10 protein-coding genes are annotated in these 12,165 nt (G+C 62.2%); 3 read left to right on the top strand and 7 right to left on the bottom strand.

Annotation, left to right across the window (positions count from 1 at the left end; genetic code table 11):
- Positions 1–9: 9 nt before the first annotated feature.
- Positions 10–270: a hypothetical protein gene (locus CKW11_RS13395; protein ID WP_003220613.1), complete on the bottom strand. Its 261-nt coding sequence runs from the start codon at positions 268–270 to the stop codon at positions 10–12.
- A gap of 183 nt (positions 271–453) precedes the next feature.
- Positions 454–1,491 carry a LacI family DNA-binding transcriptional regulator gene (locus CKW11_RS13400; RefSeq protein WP_095137903.1) on the bottom strand — a complete coding sequence of 346 codons (1,038 nt, stop codon included), beginning with the start codon at positions 1,489–1,491 and terminating at the stop codon, positions 454–456.
- Between the two features lie 205 nt (positions 1,492–1,696).
- Here CKW11_RS13400 and CKW11_RS13405 point away from each other — a divergent pair, with 205 nt between their 5' ends.
- The 3 genes from CKW11_RS13405 (at position 1,697) to mgrA (ending at position 6,472) form a co-directional block, all read left to right on the top strand.
- Positions 1,697–3,922: a TonB-dependent receptor gene (locus CKW11_RS13405; protein WP_095137904.1), complete on the top strand. Its 2,226-nt coding sequence runs from the start codon at positions 1,697–1,699 to the stop codon at positions 3,920–3,922.
- A 1-nt stretch (position 3,923) separates the two neighbouring features.
- Positions 3,924–5,243 (top strand): LLM class flavin-dependent oxidoreductase, encoded by a 1,320-nt coding sequence (locus CKW11_RS13410; protein WP_095137905.1) that lies wholly within the window; start codon positions 3,924–3,926, stop codon positions 5,241–5,243.
- 191 nt (positions 5,244–5,434) lie between these two features.
- Positions 5,435–6,472 (top strand): L-glyceraldehyde 3-phosphate reductase, encoded by a 1,038-nt coding sequence (gene mgrA, locus CKW11_RS13415; RefSeq protein WP_095137906.1) that lies wholly within the window; start codon positions 5,435–5,437, stop codon positions 6,470–6,472.
- A gap of 155 nt (positions 6,473–6,627) precedes the next feature.
- Here the strand turns inward: mgrA and tauD are convergent, their stop codons facing one another.
- The 5 genes from tauD to gshA all read right to left on the bottom strand — a co-directional run bounded on the left by tauD (position 6,628) and on the right by gshA (position 12,097).
- A complete protein-coding gene (gene tauD / locus CKW11_RS13420; RefSeq protein WP_095137907.1) occupies positions 6,628–7,470 on the bottom strand; it encodes a taurine dioxygenase in 843 nt (280 codons plus the stop codon).
- Positions 7,471–7,612: 142 nt separating this feature from the next.
- Positions 7,613–8,446, bottom strand: coding sequence for a taurine ABC transporter permease TauC (tauC, locus tag CKW11_RS13425; RefSeq protein ID WP_095137908.1), 834 nt, complete (start codon positions 8,444–8,446; stop codon positions 7,613–7,615).
- The gene (tauB, locus tag CKW11_RS13430) at positions 8,443–9,237 is read right to left on the bottom strand and encodes a taurine ABC transporter ATP-binding subunit (RefSeq protein WP_095137909.1); all 795 of its coding nucleotides are present in this window, start codon (positions 9,235–9,237) and stop codon (positions 8,443–8,445) included. The genes tauC and tauB overlap by 4 nt, the downstream gene beginning before the upstream one ends.
- Before the next feature lie 16 nt (positions 9,238–9,253).
- Positions 9,254–10,231 (bottom strand): taurine ABC transporter substrate-binding protein, encoded by a 978-nt coding sequence (gene tauA / locus CKW11_RS13435; protein WP_095137910.1) that lies wholly within the window; start codon positions 10,229–10,231, stop codon positions 9,254–9,256.
- A 282-nt stretch (positions 10,232–10,513) separates the two neighbouring features.
- A complete protein-coding gene (gene gshA / locus CKW11_RS13440) occupies positions 10,514–12,097 on the bottom strand; it encodes a glutamate--cysteine ligase (RefSeq protein WP_095137911.1) in 1,584 nt (527 codons plus the stop codon).
- Positions 12,098–12,165: the final 68 nt, after the last annotated feature.

A 12,165-nucleotide genomic window follows, 5' to 3' on the forward strand; every position in this document is an offset into this window, starting at 1 on the left:
CGGGACGTTTCACGACTCGGCGCTCAGCACCATAAACAACACCATCGCCGCCATCGGCACCCCGAACACCGCACTGCCCACCGCGATCTCCGAACCCAGCGGCTGCCCGGCATGCACCACCCCCACCGCGCCATTGATCACCGTCAACGCCAGCCACAGCGCGGCGAAGCTGTAGGCCAGAGTCTGCCGGCTGAAGCCAACGCGCTCGCCGATGTAGAGCATCAGGGCGAGCAGGACCAGGCCGAAGAAGATGATGATTGCGGTGTGCATAGGCGTGCCTGCGGGTCATGCGGTGCTTGATCGGACGCCTTCGCGGGCAAGCCCGCTCCCACAGTGATCTCGGTCATTCACAGATTCTGTGTACAACCAAAATCCTGTGGGAGCGGGCTTGCTCGCGAAGGGGCCACCTCGGTGTTACTTGGAGCATAGCCAATCCAGCCTAGGCCATTTTGATCAGGTGCTCTCGCGCTCGATCACATCGCACTGCAACAGATTCAGGCGCTGCACATCATCGCTCGGCAACACTCCAAGGCTTTCCAATACCCGCGTTGCCGCCAGCACGCCAATCTCCAGTGCCGGTGGCTTGATCGTGCTCAGGCTCGGCAACAGCATCTCGGCGAACGGGTAATCGCCGAAGCCGAGCACGGCGCAGTCTTCGGGGATCTTGGTGCCGGCGCGTTGCCCGGCGAGCAGGCCGCCGGCGGCGAGGTTGTCGTTGGCGAAGATGATCGCGTCGGGGCGGGCAGCGGCGTTCATCAGTGCTTCCATCGCTTGCTTACCGGCCTCGAACGGTGCGCGGTCGGCGTCCGGGACGAACACCCACGGCTCCAGCCCGAATTCGCGCAGGGTGGCGGCGTAACCGTCGCGGCGCTCCAGTGCACTGAGGTCGCCGGCGGCGCTGTTCTGAACAAAGGCGATGCGGCGATAGCCTTTGTCGTGCAGATAACGTGCGGCGGTCACGCCGACTTCATAGTGCGAAAAGCCGATCTGCATCGGCTCGCGATCCGGCTGGTAATCCCAGGTTTCGATCACCGGAATCTCCGCCTCGGCGATCATCTTTTCCGTGCCCGAACTGTGGAAGTGGCTGGTCAGCACCAGCGCTGCCGGCGACCAGCCGAGAAATGCGCGCACGGCGTTTTCTTCCTGTTCGGTACTGAAGTAACTCGACGCCAGCAGCAATTGATAACCGTGGCGGCTGAGGGTGTCGCTGAAGCCCTGAATGGTGTTGGCAAAGATCGGTCCGGAGATGTTCGGAATCACCATGCCGACGATTTTGCCCCGCGCCGAGGCCAGTCCGCCGGCCACCAGATTCGGCACATAACCCAGCTCGGCCACTACCGCTGCAATGCGCTCGCGGCGCTCGGGCGAGACGGTTTCCGGCTGATTGAAATAGCGCGACACGGTGATTGCCGAAACTCCCGCTTCGCGCGCCACCGCATTCAGGGTCACACGTCCGGCGCCACGGCGTTTGCGGGGCTTTTCCTGGCTCAAGGCTCGCTCCCTCTTAAAAACCAAAACGCATATAAAAGTAATTTTTCAGTATTGGACGCTCTATGTCGAGCTTGCCAATACTGGCGATGTTAGCGCTAACAAGGCGCATTGTCTGCTACTCGCTCGAGCGAATGCCCAAGACACCGATTCAGGCGCTGTCGTCGCAGAACGGCAGCGGTTCAGGGCCAATTTCGAGCGGGCAACCATGCACAACATTCCTGGGGCGACACACAAACTGGCGCAGTCGATTCGTGCCGCTGGCTGGATCTTTACCGGGCTGGCGGTGTTGCCGCTGCCCGATGCTTTCGCCGCCGACAGCAGCGATCAAGAGCCGACCCTCAAGTCCGTCACGGTCACCGCCACCCGCCGCGAAGAGTCGCTGCAGAAGGTGCCGGTGGCAGTGTCGGTGATCGACGGCGAACAACTGGAGCGCGACAACCGCAACGGCGTGGCGAGCATCGTTCAGCAAGTGCCGTCGCTGAATTTCCGTACCGGTGCGTCGAACAAGGACACCTCGTTGTTTGTGCGAGGCGTCGGCACGATTTCCACCTCGCCCGGCGTCGAGCCAACGGTGGCCACGGTGATCGATGGCGTGGTCTATGCGCGTCCCGGTCAATCGACCCTTGATCTGCTGGATCTGGAGCGCGTCGAAGTGCTGCGCGGCCCGCAGGGCACGCTGTTCGGCAAGAACGCCTCGGCCGGTGTGCTCAACATCACCAGCAAGGCGCCGACTAACGAGACCCACGGCTACATTGATCAGTCGTTCTACAGCGGCAACGAAAGCCGCACCCGCTTCGGCATTGGCGGCAGCCTGATTCCGGACACGCTCAAGGGTTCGATCAGCACCCTGTTCGGCACTTACGACGGCAACGTCGATAACCAGCACAACGGCCAGGAGGTCAACGGCTACAACCATCGCGGGGTGCGCGGCAAACTCGAGTTCACCCCGAACGATGACGTGACCTTCACCCTGATCGCCGACTACATGCAGTCCCACGACGACGGCCCCAGCGGCGTGGTCAGCAAGTCGCTGACCCCGGCCTTCGCCAACGCGCTGAGCCCGGTCTATGCGAGCAACCACAACCGCGACATCAACACCGATACCCGCAGCCATGTCGAGGACACCAACAAGGGCCTGTCCGGCCAGCTCGACTGGCAACTGGGCGATTACACCCTGACGTCGATCACCGCGTGGCGCGGCTGGGACAACACGCAGTATCAGGACGGCGATCGACTGAGCACGATCACCCCGGCGTTCCCCGGCACCGCCGACAAAGGCGATCTGGCCTTCGACCAGTACTCGCAAGAGCTGCGCCTGGCCTCGCCGAAAGGTGAGTTCCTCGAGTACGTTGGCGGCCTGTTTTACATGCACGGCAAGGATGACGAGACCTATCAGCGCACCTTGACCACCACCACGCGCACCGACCGTGGCGTCGCCGATTACAGCACCACCAGCGACAGCTACGCCGCGTTCGGCGAAGCCACGCTGAACTTCACCTCGGACTTTCGTGGCATCGCCGGCCTGCGCTACACCCACGATGAGCTGGAATACGATCACCGCCGCGTCTCCACGTCGGCGACCACGGTCAGCGGCATCCAGCCGGCCACCAGCAGTTCCGGCTCGGTGGACGAGGACGGCTGGTCCGGCCGGCTCGGCGTGCAGTACGACCTCAGTGATGCAGTCACCACGTACCTGACCTACTCGCGCGGCTACAAAGGCCCGGCCTACAACGTGTTTTTCAACATGCAGCCGCGTGACACCGAAGCGCTGAAACCGGAAACCTCCAACACCTGGGAAGCGGGGATCAAGGCCACCAGATGGAACAACCGGCTGACCACCAACCTCGCCGTGTTCCACAGCGATTACGACAACTACCAGGCGAACTTTTTCGACACCGTTGCCGGGCAAGTGGTAACGCGCCTGATCAACGCCGGCAGCGTCAGCACCGAAGGCGTCGAACTCGATTACGCCTTGCAGGCGACCCAGCAACTGAAGTTCTCCGGTGCACTGGCCTATACCCGCGCGCGCATCGACCAATTCAGTTGCCCGGCCGGTGCGGCAGCGTCCTGCAACGTCAATGGCAAGCCATTGCCGTTCAGCCCGGACTGGAAAAGCTACGTGCGCGCCGACTACAGCATCCCCTTGGACAACGGCCTCGATATCGAGCTCGGCACCGACTACAGCTGGCAGAGCGAGGTGCAGTACGACATCAGCCAGAACGCCGACACCAAACAAGGTGCCTACGGCATCTGGAATGCCAGCGTGGCACTGGCCGATTACAGCAACGGCTGGCGCGTGGCGCTGCTAGGCAAGAATCTCGCCGACAAGTCCTACTCACCGCTGCTGGCCAGCGGCGGCAGCTACATCTACCGCGCCGTGCCACGGGATGACGAGCGCTACTTCGGCGTGCAACTGCGCAAGGATTTCTGAGATGAGCAGACAGCTGAAACTCGGCGCCTTTCTCATGGCCACCGGGCACCACGTCGCCGCGTGGCGGCACCCGCAGGTGCCGGCCAATGCCGGGCTGGATTTCGCCCACTACAAGCGTCTGGCGCAGATTGCCGAGGCGGCGAAATTCGACACGCTGTTCGTCGCCGACAGCGTCGCCGCGCCGACCCAGGATATCGCCAGCCGCATGGCGCGCTCGGATCACTTCGAACCGCTGACCTTGCTCTCGGCTCTGAGCGCGGTGACCGAGCGCATCGGCCTGATCGCCACGGCCACTACCAGTTACAACGAGCCGTATCACGTGGCGCGCAAATTCGCTTCGCTCGATCATCTGTCCGGCGGCCGCGCCGGGTGGAATCTGGTGACCTCGGACAACGCCGCCGAAGCACTGAATTTCGGTCGCGACGAACACATCGGCCACGCCGAACGCTACAGCCGCGCCCGGGAGTTTCATCAGGTGGTCACCGGGCTGTGGGACAGCTGGGAGGACGATGCCTTTGTCCGCGACAAGGCAAGTGGCGCGTATTACGACCCGTCGAAGCTGCACGTGCTGGATCACGTCGGCGAGCACTTTCGGGTCAAGGGCCCGCTGAACGTCGCACGCTCGCCGCAGGGACAACCGGTGATCGTGCAGGCCGGTTCATCGGAGACCGGGCGTGAACTGGCGGCACAGACCGCTGAGGTGGTGTTCACTGCGCAGACTTCGCTAGCGGGCGCGCAGGCGTTCTACACCGACCTCAAGCGGCGCCTGGCCAAGTACGGGCGCAGTGCCGACTCGCTGAAAATCATGCCCGGGGTGTTTGTCGTCGTCGGGCAGACGGAGGCCGAAGCGCAGGAAAAATGTGAAACGTTTCAGCAATTGGTCGAACCGGAGGTTGGCGTGGCGTTGCTTGGGCGTATGCTGGGCAACTTCGACTTGTCGAAGTACCCGCTGGACGGACCGCTACCGGATTTGCCGCTGACCGACAGCGGCCAGCAGAGCCGGCAGAAACTGCTGACTGAATTGGCGGGCCGGGAAAATCTGACCCTCGCCGAATTGGGCCGAAAGATTGCCGGTGGGCGCGGGCATTACAGCCTGGTGGGCACGCCGGCGCAGATCGCCGATCGCTTGCAGGAGTGGTTCGAACTGGGCGCGGCGGACGGTTTCAACGTGCTGGTGCCGCACCTGCCGGGCGGGCTCGAAGACTTCGCCCATGGCGTGGTCCCGGAACTGCAACGGCGCGGGCTGTTCAGAACCGAGTATGAGGGCCGGACCTTGCGCGAAAACCTGGGCCTTGCCCGACCGCGAAACAGATTTGTGTAGATCACTTTTGTGGCGAGGGAGCTTGCTCCCGCTGGTCTGCGAAGCAGACCCAAAACCTGCAATCGCATTCAGACAGGCATACCGCGCTGGATGGTTTTGCGGTTGCTGCGCAACCGAGCGGGAGCAAGCTCCCTCGCCACAGGGTTGGGATTCACCCTCAATTTGCTGTTAATCAAACAAGAGAGGATTCGATGACTTACACCGCTGCCGAAAACCGCTACGACTCCATCCCTTACCGCCGCGTCGGCCGCAGCGGTCTGGTGCTGCCGGCGCTGTCGCTGGGCCTGTGGCACAACTTCGGCGACAGCACGCCGATCGACACCCAGCGTGCCCTGCTACGCACCGCGTTCGACCTGGGCATCAACCACTTCGACCTGGCCAACAATTACGGCCCGCCGTACGGCAGCGCCGAGGTCAATTTCGGTCGATTGCTGCGCGAAGACTTCAAGCAGTACCGCGATGAGCTGATCATCTCCAGCAAGGCCGGCTGGGACATGTGGCCCGGCCCGTATGGTCAGGGCGGCGGCTCGCGCAAATACGTGCTGGCCAGTCTGGACCAGAGCCTGCAGCGCCTCGGTCTGGACTATGTGGATATCTTCTACTCGCACCGCTTCGACCCGGACACTCCGCTGGAAGAAACCGCCAGCGCCCTCGCCACCGCCGTGCAACAGGGCAAGGCGCTGTACATCGGCATCTCGTCGTACTCCGGGGTGAAAACCCGCGAGATCGCCGCGCTGCTCAAGGAATGGAAAGTGCCGCTGCTGATTCATCAGCCGGCATACAACCTGCTCAATCGCTGGGTGGAAAAAGACCTGCTCGACACCACCGACGAGCTCGGTACTGGCGTCATCGCCTTCACCCCGCTGGCGCAAGGTCTGCTGACCGACAAATACCTCAACGGCGTGCCGGCGGATGCGCGGGTCAATCGTCCGGGCGGTGGTTCGTTGCAGGCTTCGCATCTGTCTGAAGCCAACATCGCGCACGTGCGTGCGTTGAACGAGATCGCCAAACGTCGCGGCCAGAGCCTGGCGCAACTGGCGCTGGCCTGGACCCTGCGTGATCCGCGGGTGACTTCGGCGCTGATCGGCGCGAGCCGGCCGGAGCAGATCATCGAGAACGTCGGGGCGTTGAACAACCTGAGTTTCAGTGCCGAAGAACTGGCGGAGATCGACCGGTTTGCCCAGGAGGGCGGGATCAATCTGTGGGAGAAACCTTCGACTGCTGAATAAGTGACTGGCGCCGAATTATTCGGCGCCTGCTCTGACGCTTTCGCGGGCAAGCCCGCTCCCACATTTTGATCGTGTTTCTTCAGGAGGAACACAGTTACCTGTGGGAGCGGGCTTGCTCGCGAAGGGGCCTTTGAAAACAACACAGCAATCAGGCCTTATTTGAAGAACGGCACATCCCCCAACACCGTCGCCCGCTGCATCACCCGTCGTGCCGGGCGGTAATCATCCACCGCGTAATGCTGAGTCACGCGGTTGTCCCAGAACGCAATGTCGTCCTGCTGCCAGCGCCAGCGAATGGTGAATTCCGGCCGCGTTGCGTGGGCGAACAGGAACTTCAATATCGCCTCGCTCTCGGTATCCGACAGCTCGTTGATCTTCGAGGTGAAGCCTTCGTTGACGAACAACGAACGACGTCCGCTCACCGGGTGAGTGCGGATCACCGGGTGCGACAGCGGCGGATTCTTGCGCCGCGCTTCCTCCCACTGCGCCAGGGCTTCTGGGGTGTTGCCGTAACGCTCCAGCGGAAACGAACGGGTGAAATCGTGAGTCGCGGTCAGCCCTTCGAGCAGCTTTTTCATCGGCGCCGAAAGCGCTTCATAGGCGGCAATTCCGCTGGCCCACAGGGTGTCGCCGCCAAATTCCGGCAACAGCTTGGCGCTGAGCACCGCGCCCATCGCCGGGGTCGGCAGGAAGGTCACGTCGGTGTGCCAGATCGCGTTGTCGCGCACGTCGGTGACGGCGGTGTCGAGGATCAGCACTTCGGGCTGCTCGGGCACGTTCGGGTAGATCGGGTGAATGTGCAGGTCGCCGAAATACGCGGCGAAACGTGCCTGTTGCGAAGGCTCGATCGGCTGGTTGCGGAAGAACAGCACCTGGTACTTGAGCAGCGCCTGCTCGATCGCGTCGCGCTGTTCCAGGTTCAACGGCTGGCTGACGTCGATGCCGCTGATCTGCGCGCCGAGGGCCGAGCTTAATGGGGTGATGGTCAGGCTGCTCATGGTCTTACTCTTCGAATTCGGGGATAGAGCTTTTGTAGGAGTGAGCCTGCTCGCGATTGCAGGCTGGCAGTCAATGCTGGGGTGAATGACACACCGCAATCGCGAGCAGGCTCACTCCTACAGGGGATTCACATCAAATATGTCAGTGCGCCTGGCCGTGCCACGGCACCAGTTTGCGCTGCAAGGCGCGCAGGCCCATTTCCATGGCGAAGGCAATCAGGGCGATCACTAGAATCCCCAGCACCACCACATCGGTGACCAGAAATTGCGCAGCCGACTGCACCATGAACCCCAAACCGCTGGTGGCGGCGATCAGTTCGGCGGCGACCAGGGTCGACCAGCCAACGCCCAGACCAATGCGCACACCGGTGAGAATGTCCGGCAGGGCGCTGGGCAAAATCACATGGCGGATCAGTTGTGCGCGAGTGGCACCGAGCGACTGCGCAGCGCGCAATTTCGCCGGGTCTACAGTGCGCACACCGGTGGCTGTTGCGATGGCGATCGGCGCAAAAATCGCCAGGTAGATCAGCAGCACTTTTGACAACTCGCCGATGCCACACCAGATCACGATCAGCGGCAGATAAGCCAATGGCGGAATCGGCCGGTAGAACTCGATCAACGGATCAAGCACACCACGAGCAATACGGTTGGCGCCGATGGCGATGCCCACCGGCACTGCGGTCAGAATCGCGAAGCCGAGGCCCAGACCGATGCGGCTCAGGCTCGCGCCCAAGTGCTGCCACAGGGTGGAATCCATGTAACCGGTAGTCGCCAGCAACCAGCCCTTTTGCAGCACGGCGGACGGTGGCGGCAGGAACAGCGGTTCGATCAAACCGCTGGCGGTCACCGCCCACCAGATCACCAGCAAGGCCAACAGGGTCAGCAGGCTGATCCACCGCGTGCTGAGGCTGCGGCGCACGGGAATCACCACCGAAGGGCTTTTCACTGCCGGGGCGGAAACGTCGTAACTGCTCATGCGCGCTCCTGCCGTTGTACGGCGCTGCGTTGCGAGAACACTTTGCTCAACACGTGCTCGCGGGTTTCGATAAAACGCGGGTCGGATTTGATCGCCCGCGCCGATTCACCGGCAGCGTAACGCTGACCGAAATCCAGTTGCAGGCGCTCGACGATCTGCCCCGGATTCGGTGCCAGCAGAATCAGGTCAGTGGCGAGGAACACCGCTTCTTCGATGTCGTGGGTAATCAGGAACACCGGTTTGGCGGTGCGCTGCCAGACCTGCAGCAACAGCTCCTGCATCTGCTCGCGGGTGAATGCGTCAAGGGCGCCGAAGGGCTCGTCCATCAGCAGCACACGCGGGTCGGCGGCGAGGGCGCGGGCCAGGCCGACGCGTTGTTTCTGGCCGCCGGAGAGTTGCCAGATCCGGCGGTGTTCAAAACCTGTGAGGTCGACCAGCGCGAGCATTTCCCGGGCGCGTTGTTCGCGTTTGTCTTTGGCAACACCAGCCAGTTCCAGACCGAAAGCCACATTGGCCAGCACATCCTGCCATGGCAGCAGCGCGTCGTCCTGGAATACCACGCCGCGTTCGGCGCTCGGGCCTTTGACCGGCACGCCGTCGAGGGTGATGCGCCCGGCGCTAGGTTCGACGAAACCGGCAATCAGGTTCAACAGCGAAGTCTTGCCACTGCCGGACGGGCCGAGGGCGACCAGCAATTGCTGCGGCCCGAGGGTCAGGGAAATGTCCGCCAGTACCGGTTCCGGACTGCCGGGATACTGTGCGCTGATGCGCTCCAGCTGTAGCAAGGCCATCGCAGTTAACTCCCGATCAGTGGGTGATGTATTTGGCGCTGACGTACGGCGCGTAGTCCGGCAGTACGGCTTCGACCTTGCCTTGCTCCTTGAGGAACGCGGCGGTGTCGGTAATGGCTTTGGTGGTCGGCGCGCCGAGTGTGATCACCTGATCAGCCGCCAGCGGGTAGACGTTGCCTTGCAGCAGCAATGGAATGTCGCTGGTCTTGGCGCCGGAGAGCTTCACCAGCTTGTCGACGTGTGACTGGTCGGCGAGCCAGGCTTGTGGATCCTTGCGGTAATCGGCGTAGGCGTCGAGGGTGACCTTGGCGAACGCGGTGACGATTTCCGGGTGCTTCTCGGCGAAGTCCTTGCGCACGATCCAGGCATCGAAGGTCGGCGCGCCGAACTTGGCCAGTTCGCCGGAGGTGATCAGCACTTTGCCGTTTTCCTTGGCCACACCGAGGGCCGGATCCCACACGTAAGTGGCGTCGATATCACCGCGTTTCCATGCAGCAATAATCGCTGGCGGGGCGAGGTTGAGCACGGTAACTTTCGACGGATCGATGTTCCAGTGCTTCAGCGCCGCAAGCAGGCTGTAGTGACCGGTGGACACGAACGGCACGGCGATTTTCTTGCCGATCAGATCCTGCGGGGTCTTGATCCCGGAACCGTCACGGGCGACCAAGGCTTCAGCGGCGCCGATCTGGGTGGCGATGAGGAAGGTTTCCACCGGAACCTTGCGGGTGATTGCTGCGGTCAGCGGGCTGGAACCGAGGTAGCCGATCTGCACGTCACCGGAGGCGATGGCGGCGATGATGTCGGCGCCGTTGTCGAATTTGCGCCAGCTGATGTCGGTCTTGGTGGCTTTCTCGTAGGCGCCATCTGCCTGGGCGACTTTCGCCGGGTCAACGGTGGTCTGGTAGGCGACGGTGAGGTCGGCGGCCTGCGCCAGAAAGCTCGCAGCAGCCAACGAGGCCACGGCCAGCAGGCGAAGCGGGAAATTCAGTTTCATGGGGAGTGCTCCAAATCAGGCGACCGACGATCGGCGTGAAAGGAGACTAAATGATCTAAGAATCTAAAAATAAATAACTTTTTAGACTTAGCTTATGAGCGGAAAAATCTAAACCGTGAGGGATTGTTGGTGAGGCCATTGTGGCGAGGGAGCTTGCTCCCGCTGGAGGCCGGAGGACTCCCATATCAATTCATCGCGGTGCTGCTGATGCACCGGGGGACTGAGATTGCGACTGCTGCGCAGCCGAGCGGGAGCAAGCTCCCTCGCCACAGGTAATAGTGGTTAGTTGCTGATCGCCAGAATGCTCGCCTGATACGACCCGACAAACACATCGAAATCGCCAACCTCGTTCTGTTCCAGCTCCGCCTGTTGAGCCAGCGACGAACGCGCCAGCTCTTCAAACTTCGCCTGTTCATCCGCCGCCAATGGTTCGCTGCGGAAGAACTCGGCATGCGCCTGGCTCTGACGCAGGGAGAATTGCGCGAAGCTTTCCTTAAGCTCGGCCATGGCCGCCAGCACTTGGGCCGAAGGGGTCAGGGACGAATCCTTGACCTTGGCCAGTTGCGCATCCAGCGCCTTGCTGTGCGCGTCGCCGCCATGGCTCTGATCGAGCAACGCTGCCAGCGGTGCGATTTTTTCCAGCAGCTCGGCTGCCCAAACCTTCAGCTCGACCGCTTCGCCGTCACGCTGCAATTGCAGGCCCGGACGGCGACCTTCCTTGACCACGCTGAGGAAGTTCGAAGTGGCATTGCCGCACGAAGTGTTGGTCAGCAGCGGACTGTCGTTCAGCGCGCAGTACAGCAGGAACGCATCGAGGAATCGCGATTCGGTGACGTCGATGCCCATCGGCAGGAACGGGTTGATGTCCAGGCAACGCACTTCGACGTACTGAATGCCGCGGGCCATCAGCGCCTGGATCGGCCGCTCGCCGGTGTAGGTCACGCGTTTCGGACGGATGTTGGAGTAGTACTCGTTTTCGATCTGCAGGATGTTGGTGTTGAGCTGTACCCACTCGCCATCCTGGTGCGTGCCGACTTCCACGTACGGCGCGTACGGTGTGGCTACGGCTTTGCGCAGGCTGTCGGTGTAGCTCGCCAGATCGTTGTAGCACGGCGTCAGGCCGGCCTGGGCGTTGCTCTGGTAACCGAGGTCGCTCATGCGCAGGCTGGTGGCGTACGGCAGGTACAGAGTGTCCGGGTCCAGTTGCTCCAACTGGTGCGAACGGCCGCGCAGGAAGCCCGCGTCCAGCGCTGGCGAAGCACCGAACAGGTACATCAGCAGCCAGCTGTAGCGGCGGAAGTTGCGGATCAGCGCGATGTAGGACGACGACTGGAAATCGCGGTCGGTGCCGACGAAACCTTCGGCTTCGCGCAGCAGCGGCCAGAGCTTTTCCGGCAGGGAAAAGTTGTAGTGAATCCCGGCGATGCACTGCATGGTCTTGCCGTACCGCAGGGCCAGGCCTTTGCGGTAGACGTACTTGAGCTGACCGATGTTGGAGGTGCCGTAATAAGCGATCGGGATATCTTCCTCGGCCGGCAACGGGCACGGCATCGATGGACTCCACAGATACTCGTTGCCGAGCTTGCTGTAGGCAAAGCGATGAATCTTGTCCAGGCTCGCCAAGGTGTCAGCCGGATCGGGCAGGGCAGGGGTGATAAATTCCAGCAGCGACTCGGAATAGTCGGTGGTGATCTGTTCATTGGTCAGCGCGGAACCCAAGGCTTCCGGGTGCGGCGTTTGCGCCAGACGACCTTCACTGGTCACGCGCAGGCATTCACGTTCGATACCGTGGAGGCACTGTTCGAGCAGAGAGAGGTTGGCGCGCTCGCCGAGCAGAGCCAGGCGGCGGTTGAGAAGTTCGCTCAATTTGGATTCCTTCACGCGTCAGTCGCCCCAATATGGGGGTGGGCAGGACGGTCTACAAGGGTGAAGTT

It is taken from the genome of Pseudomonas sp. Irchel s3a10, from assembly GCF_900187525.1.
Lineage (GTDB): Bacteria > Pseudomonadota > Gammaproteobacteria > Pseudomonadales > Pseudomonadaceae > Aquipseudomonas > Aquipseudomonas koreensis_G.

What these genes read in the sequence shown, in the direction of transcription:
- CKW11_RS13395 (WP_003220613.1), bottom strand. Translation starts at nt 270, where the DNA reads ATGCACACCGCAATCATCATCTTCTTCGGCCTGGTCCTGCTCGCCCTG.
- CKW11_RS13405 (WP_095137904.1), top strand. Translation starts at nt 1,697, where the DNA reads ATGCACAACATTCCTGGGGCGACACACAAACTGGCGCAGTCGATTCGT.
- CKW11_RS13410 (WP_095137905.1), top strand. Translation starts at nt 3,924, where the DNA reads ATGAGCAGACAGCTGAAACTCGGCGCCTTTCTCATGGCCACCGGGCAC.
- mgrA (WP_095137906.1), top strand. Translation starts at nt 5,435, where the DNA reads ATGACTTACACCGCTGCCGAAAACCGCTACGACTCCATCCCTTACCGC.
- tauD (WP_095137907.1), bottom strand. Translation starts at nt 7,470, where the DNA reads ATGAGCAGCCTGACCATCACCCCATTAAGCTCGGCCCTCGGCGCGCAG.
- tauC (WP_095137908.1), bottom strand. Translation starts at nt 8,446, where the DNA reads ATGAGCAGTTACGACGTTTCCGCCCCGGCAGTGAAAAGCCCTTCGGTG.
- tauB (WP_095137909.1), bottom strand. Translation starts at nt 9,237, where the DNA reads ATGGCCTTGCTACAGCTGGAGCGCATCAGCGCACAGTATCCCGGCAGT.
- tauA (WP_095137910.1), bottom strand. Translation starts at nt 10,231, where the DNA reads ATGAAACTGAATTTCCCGCTTCGCCTGCTGGCCGTGGCCTCGTTGGCT.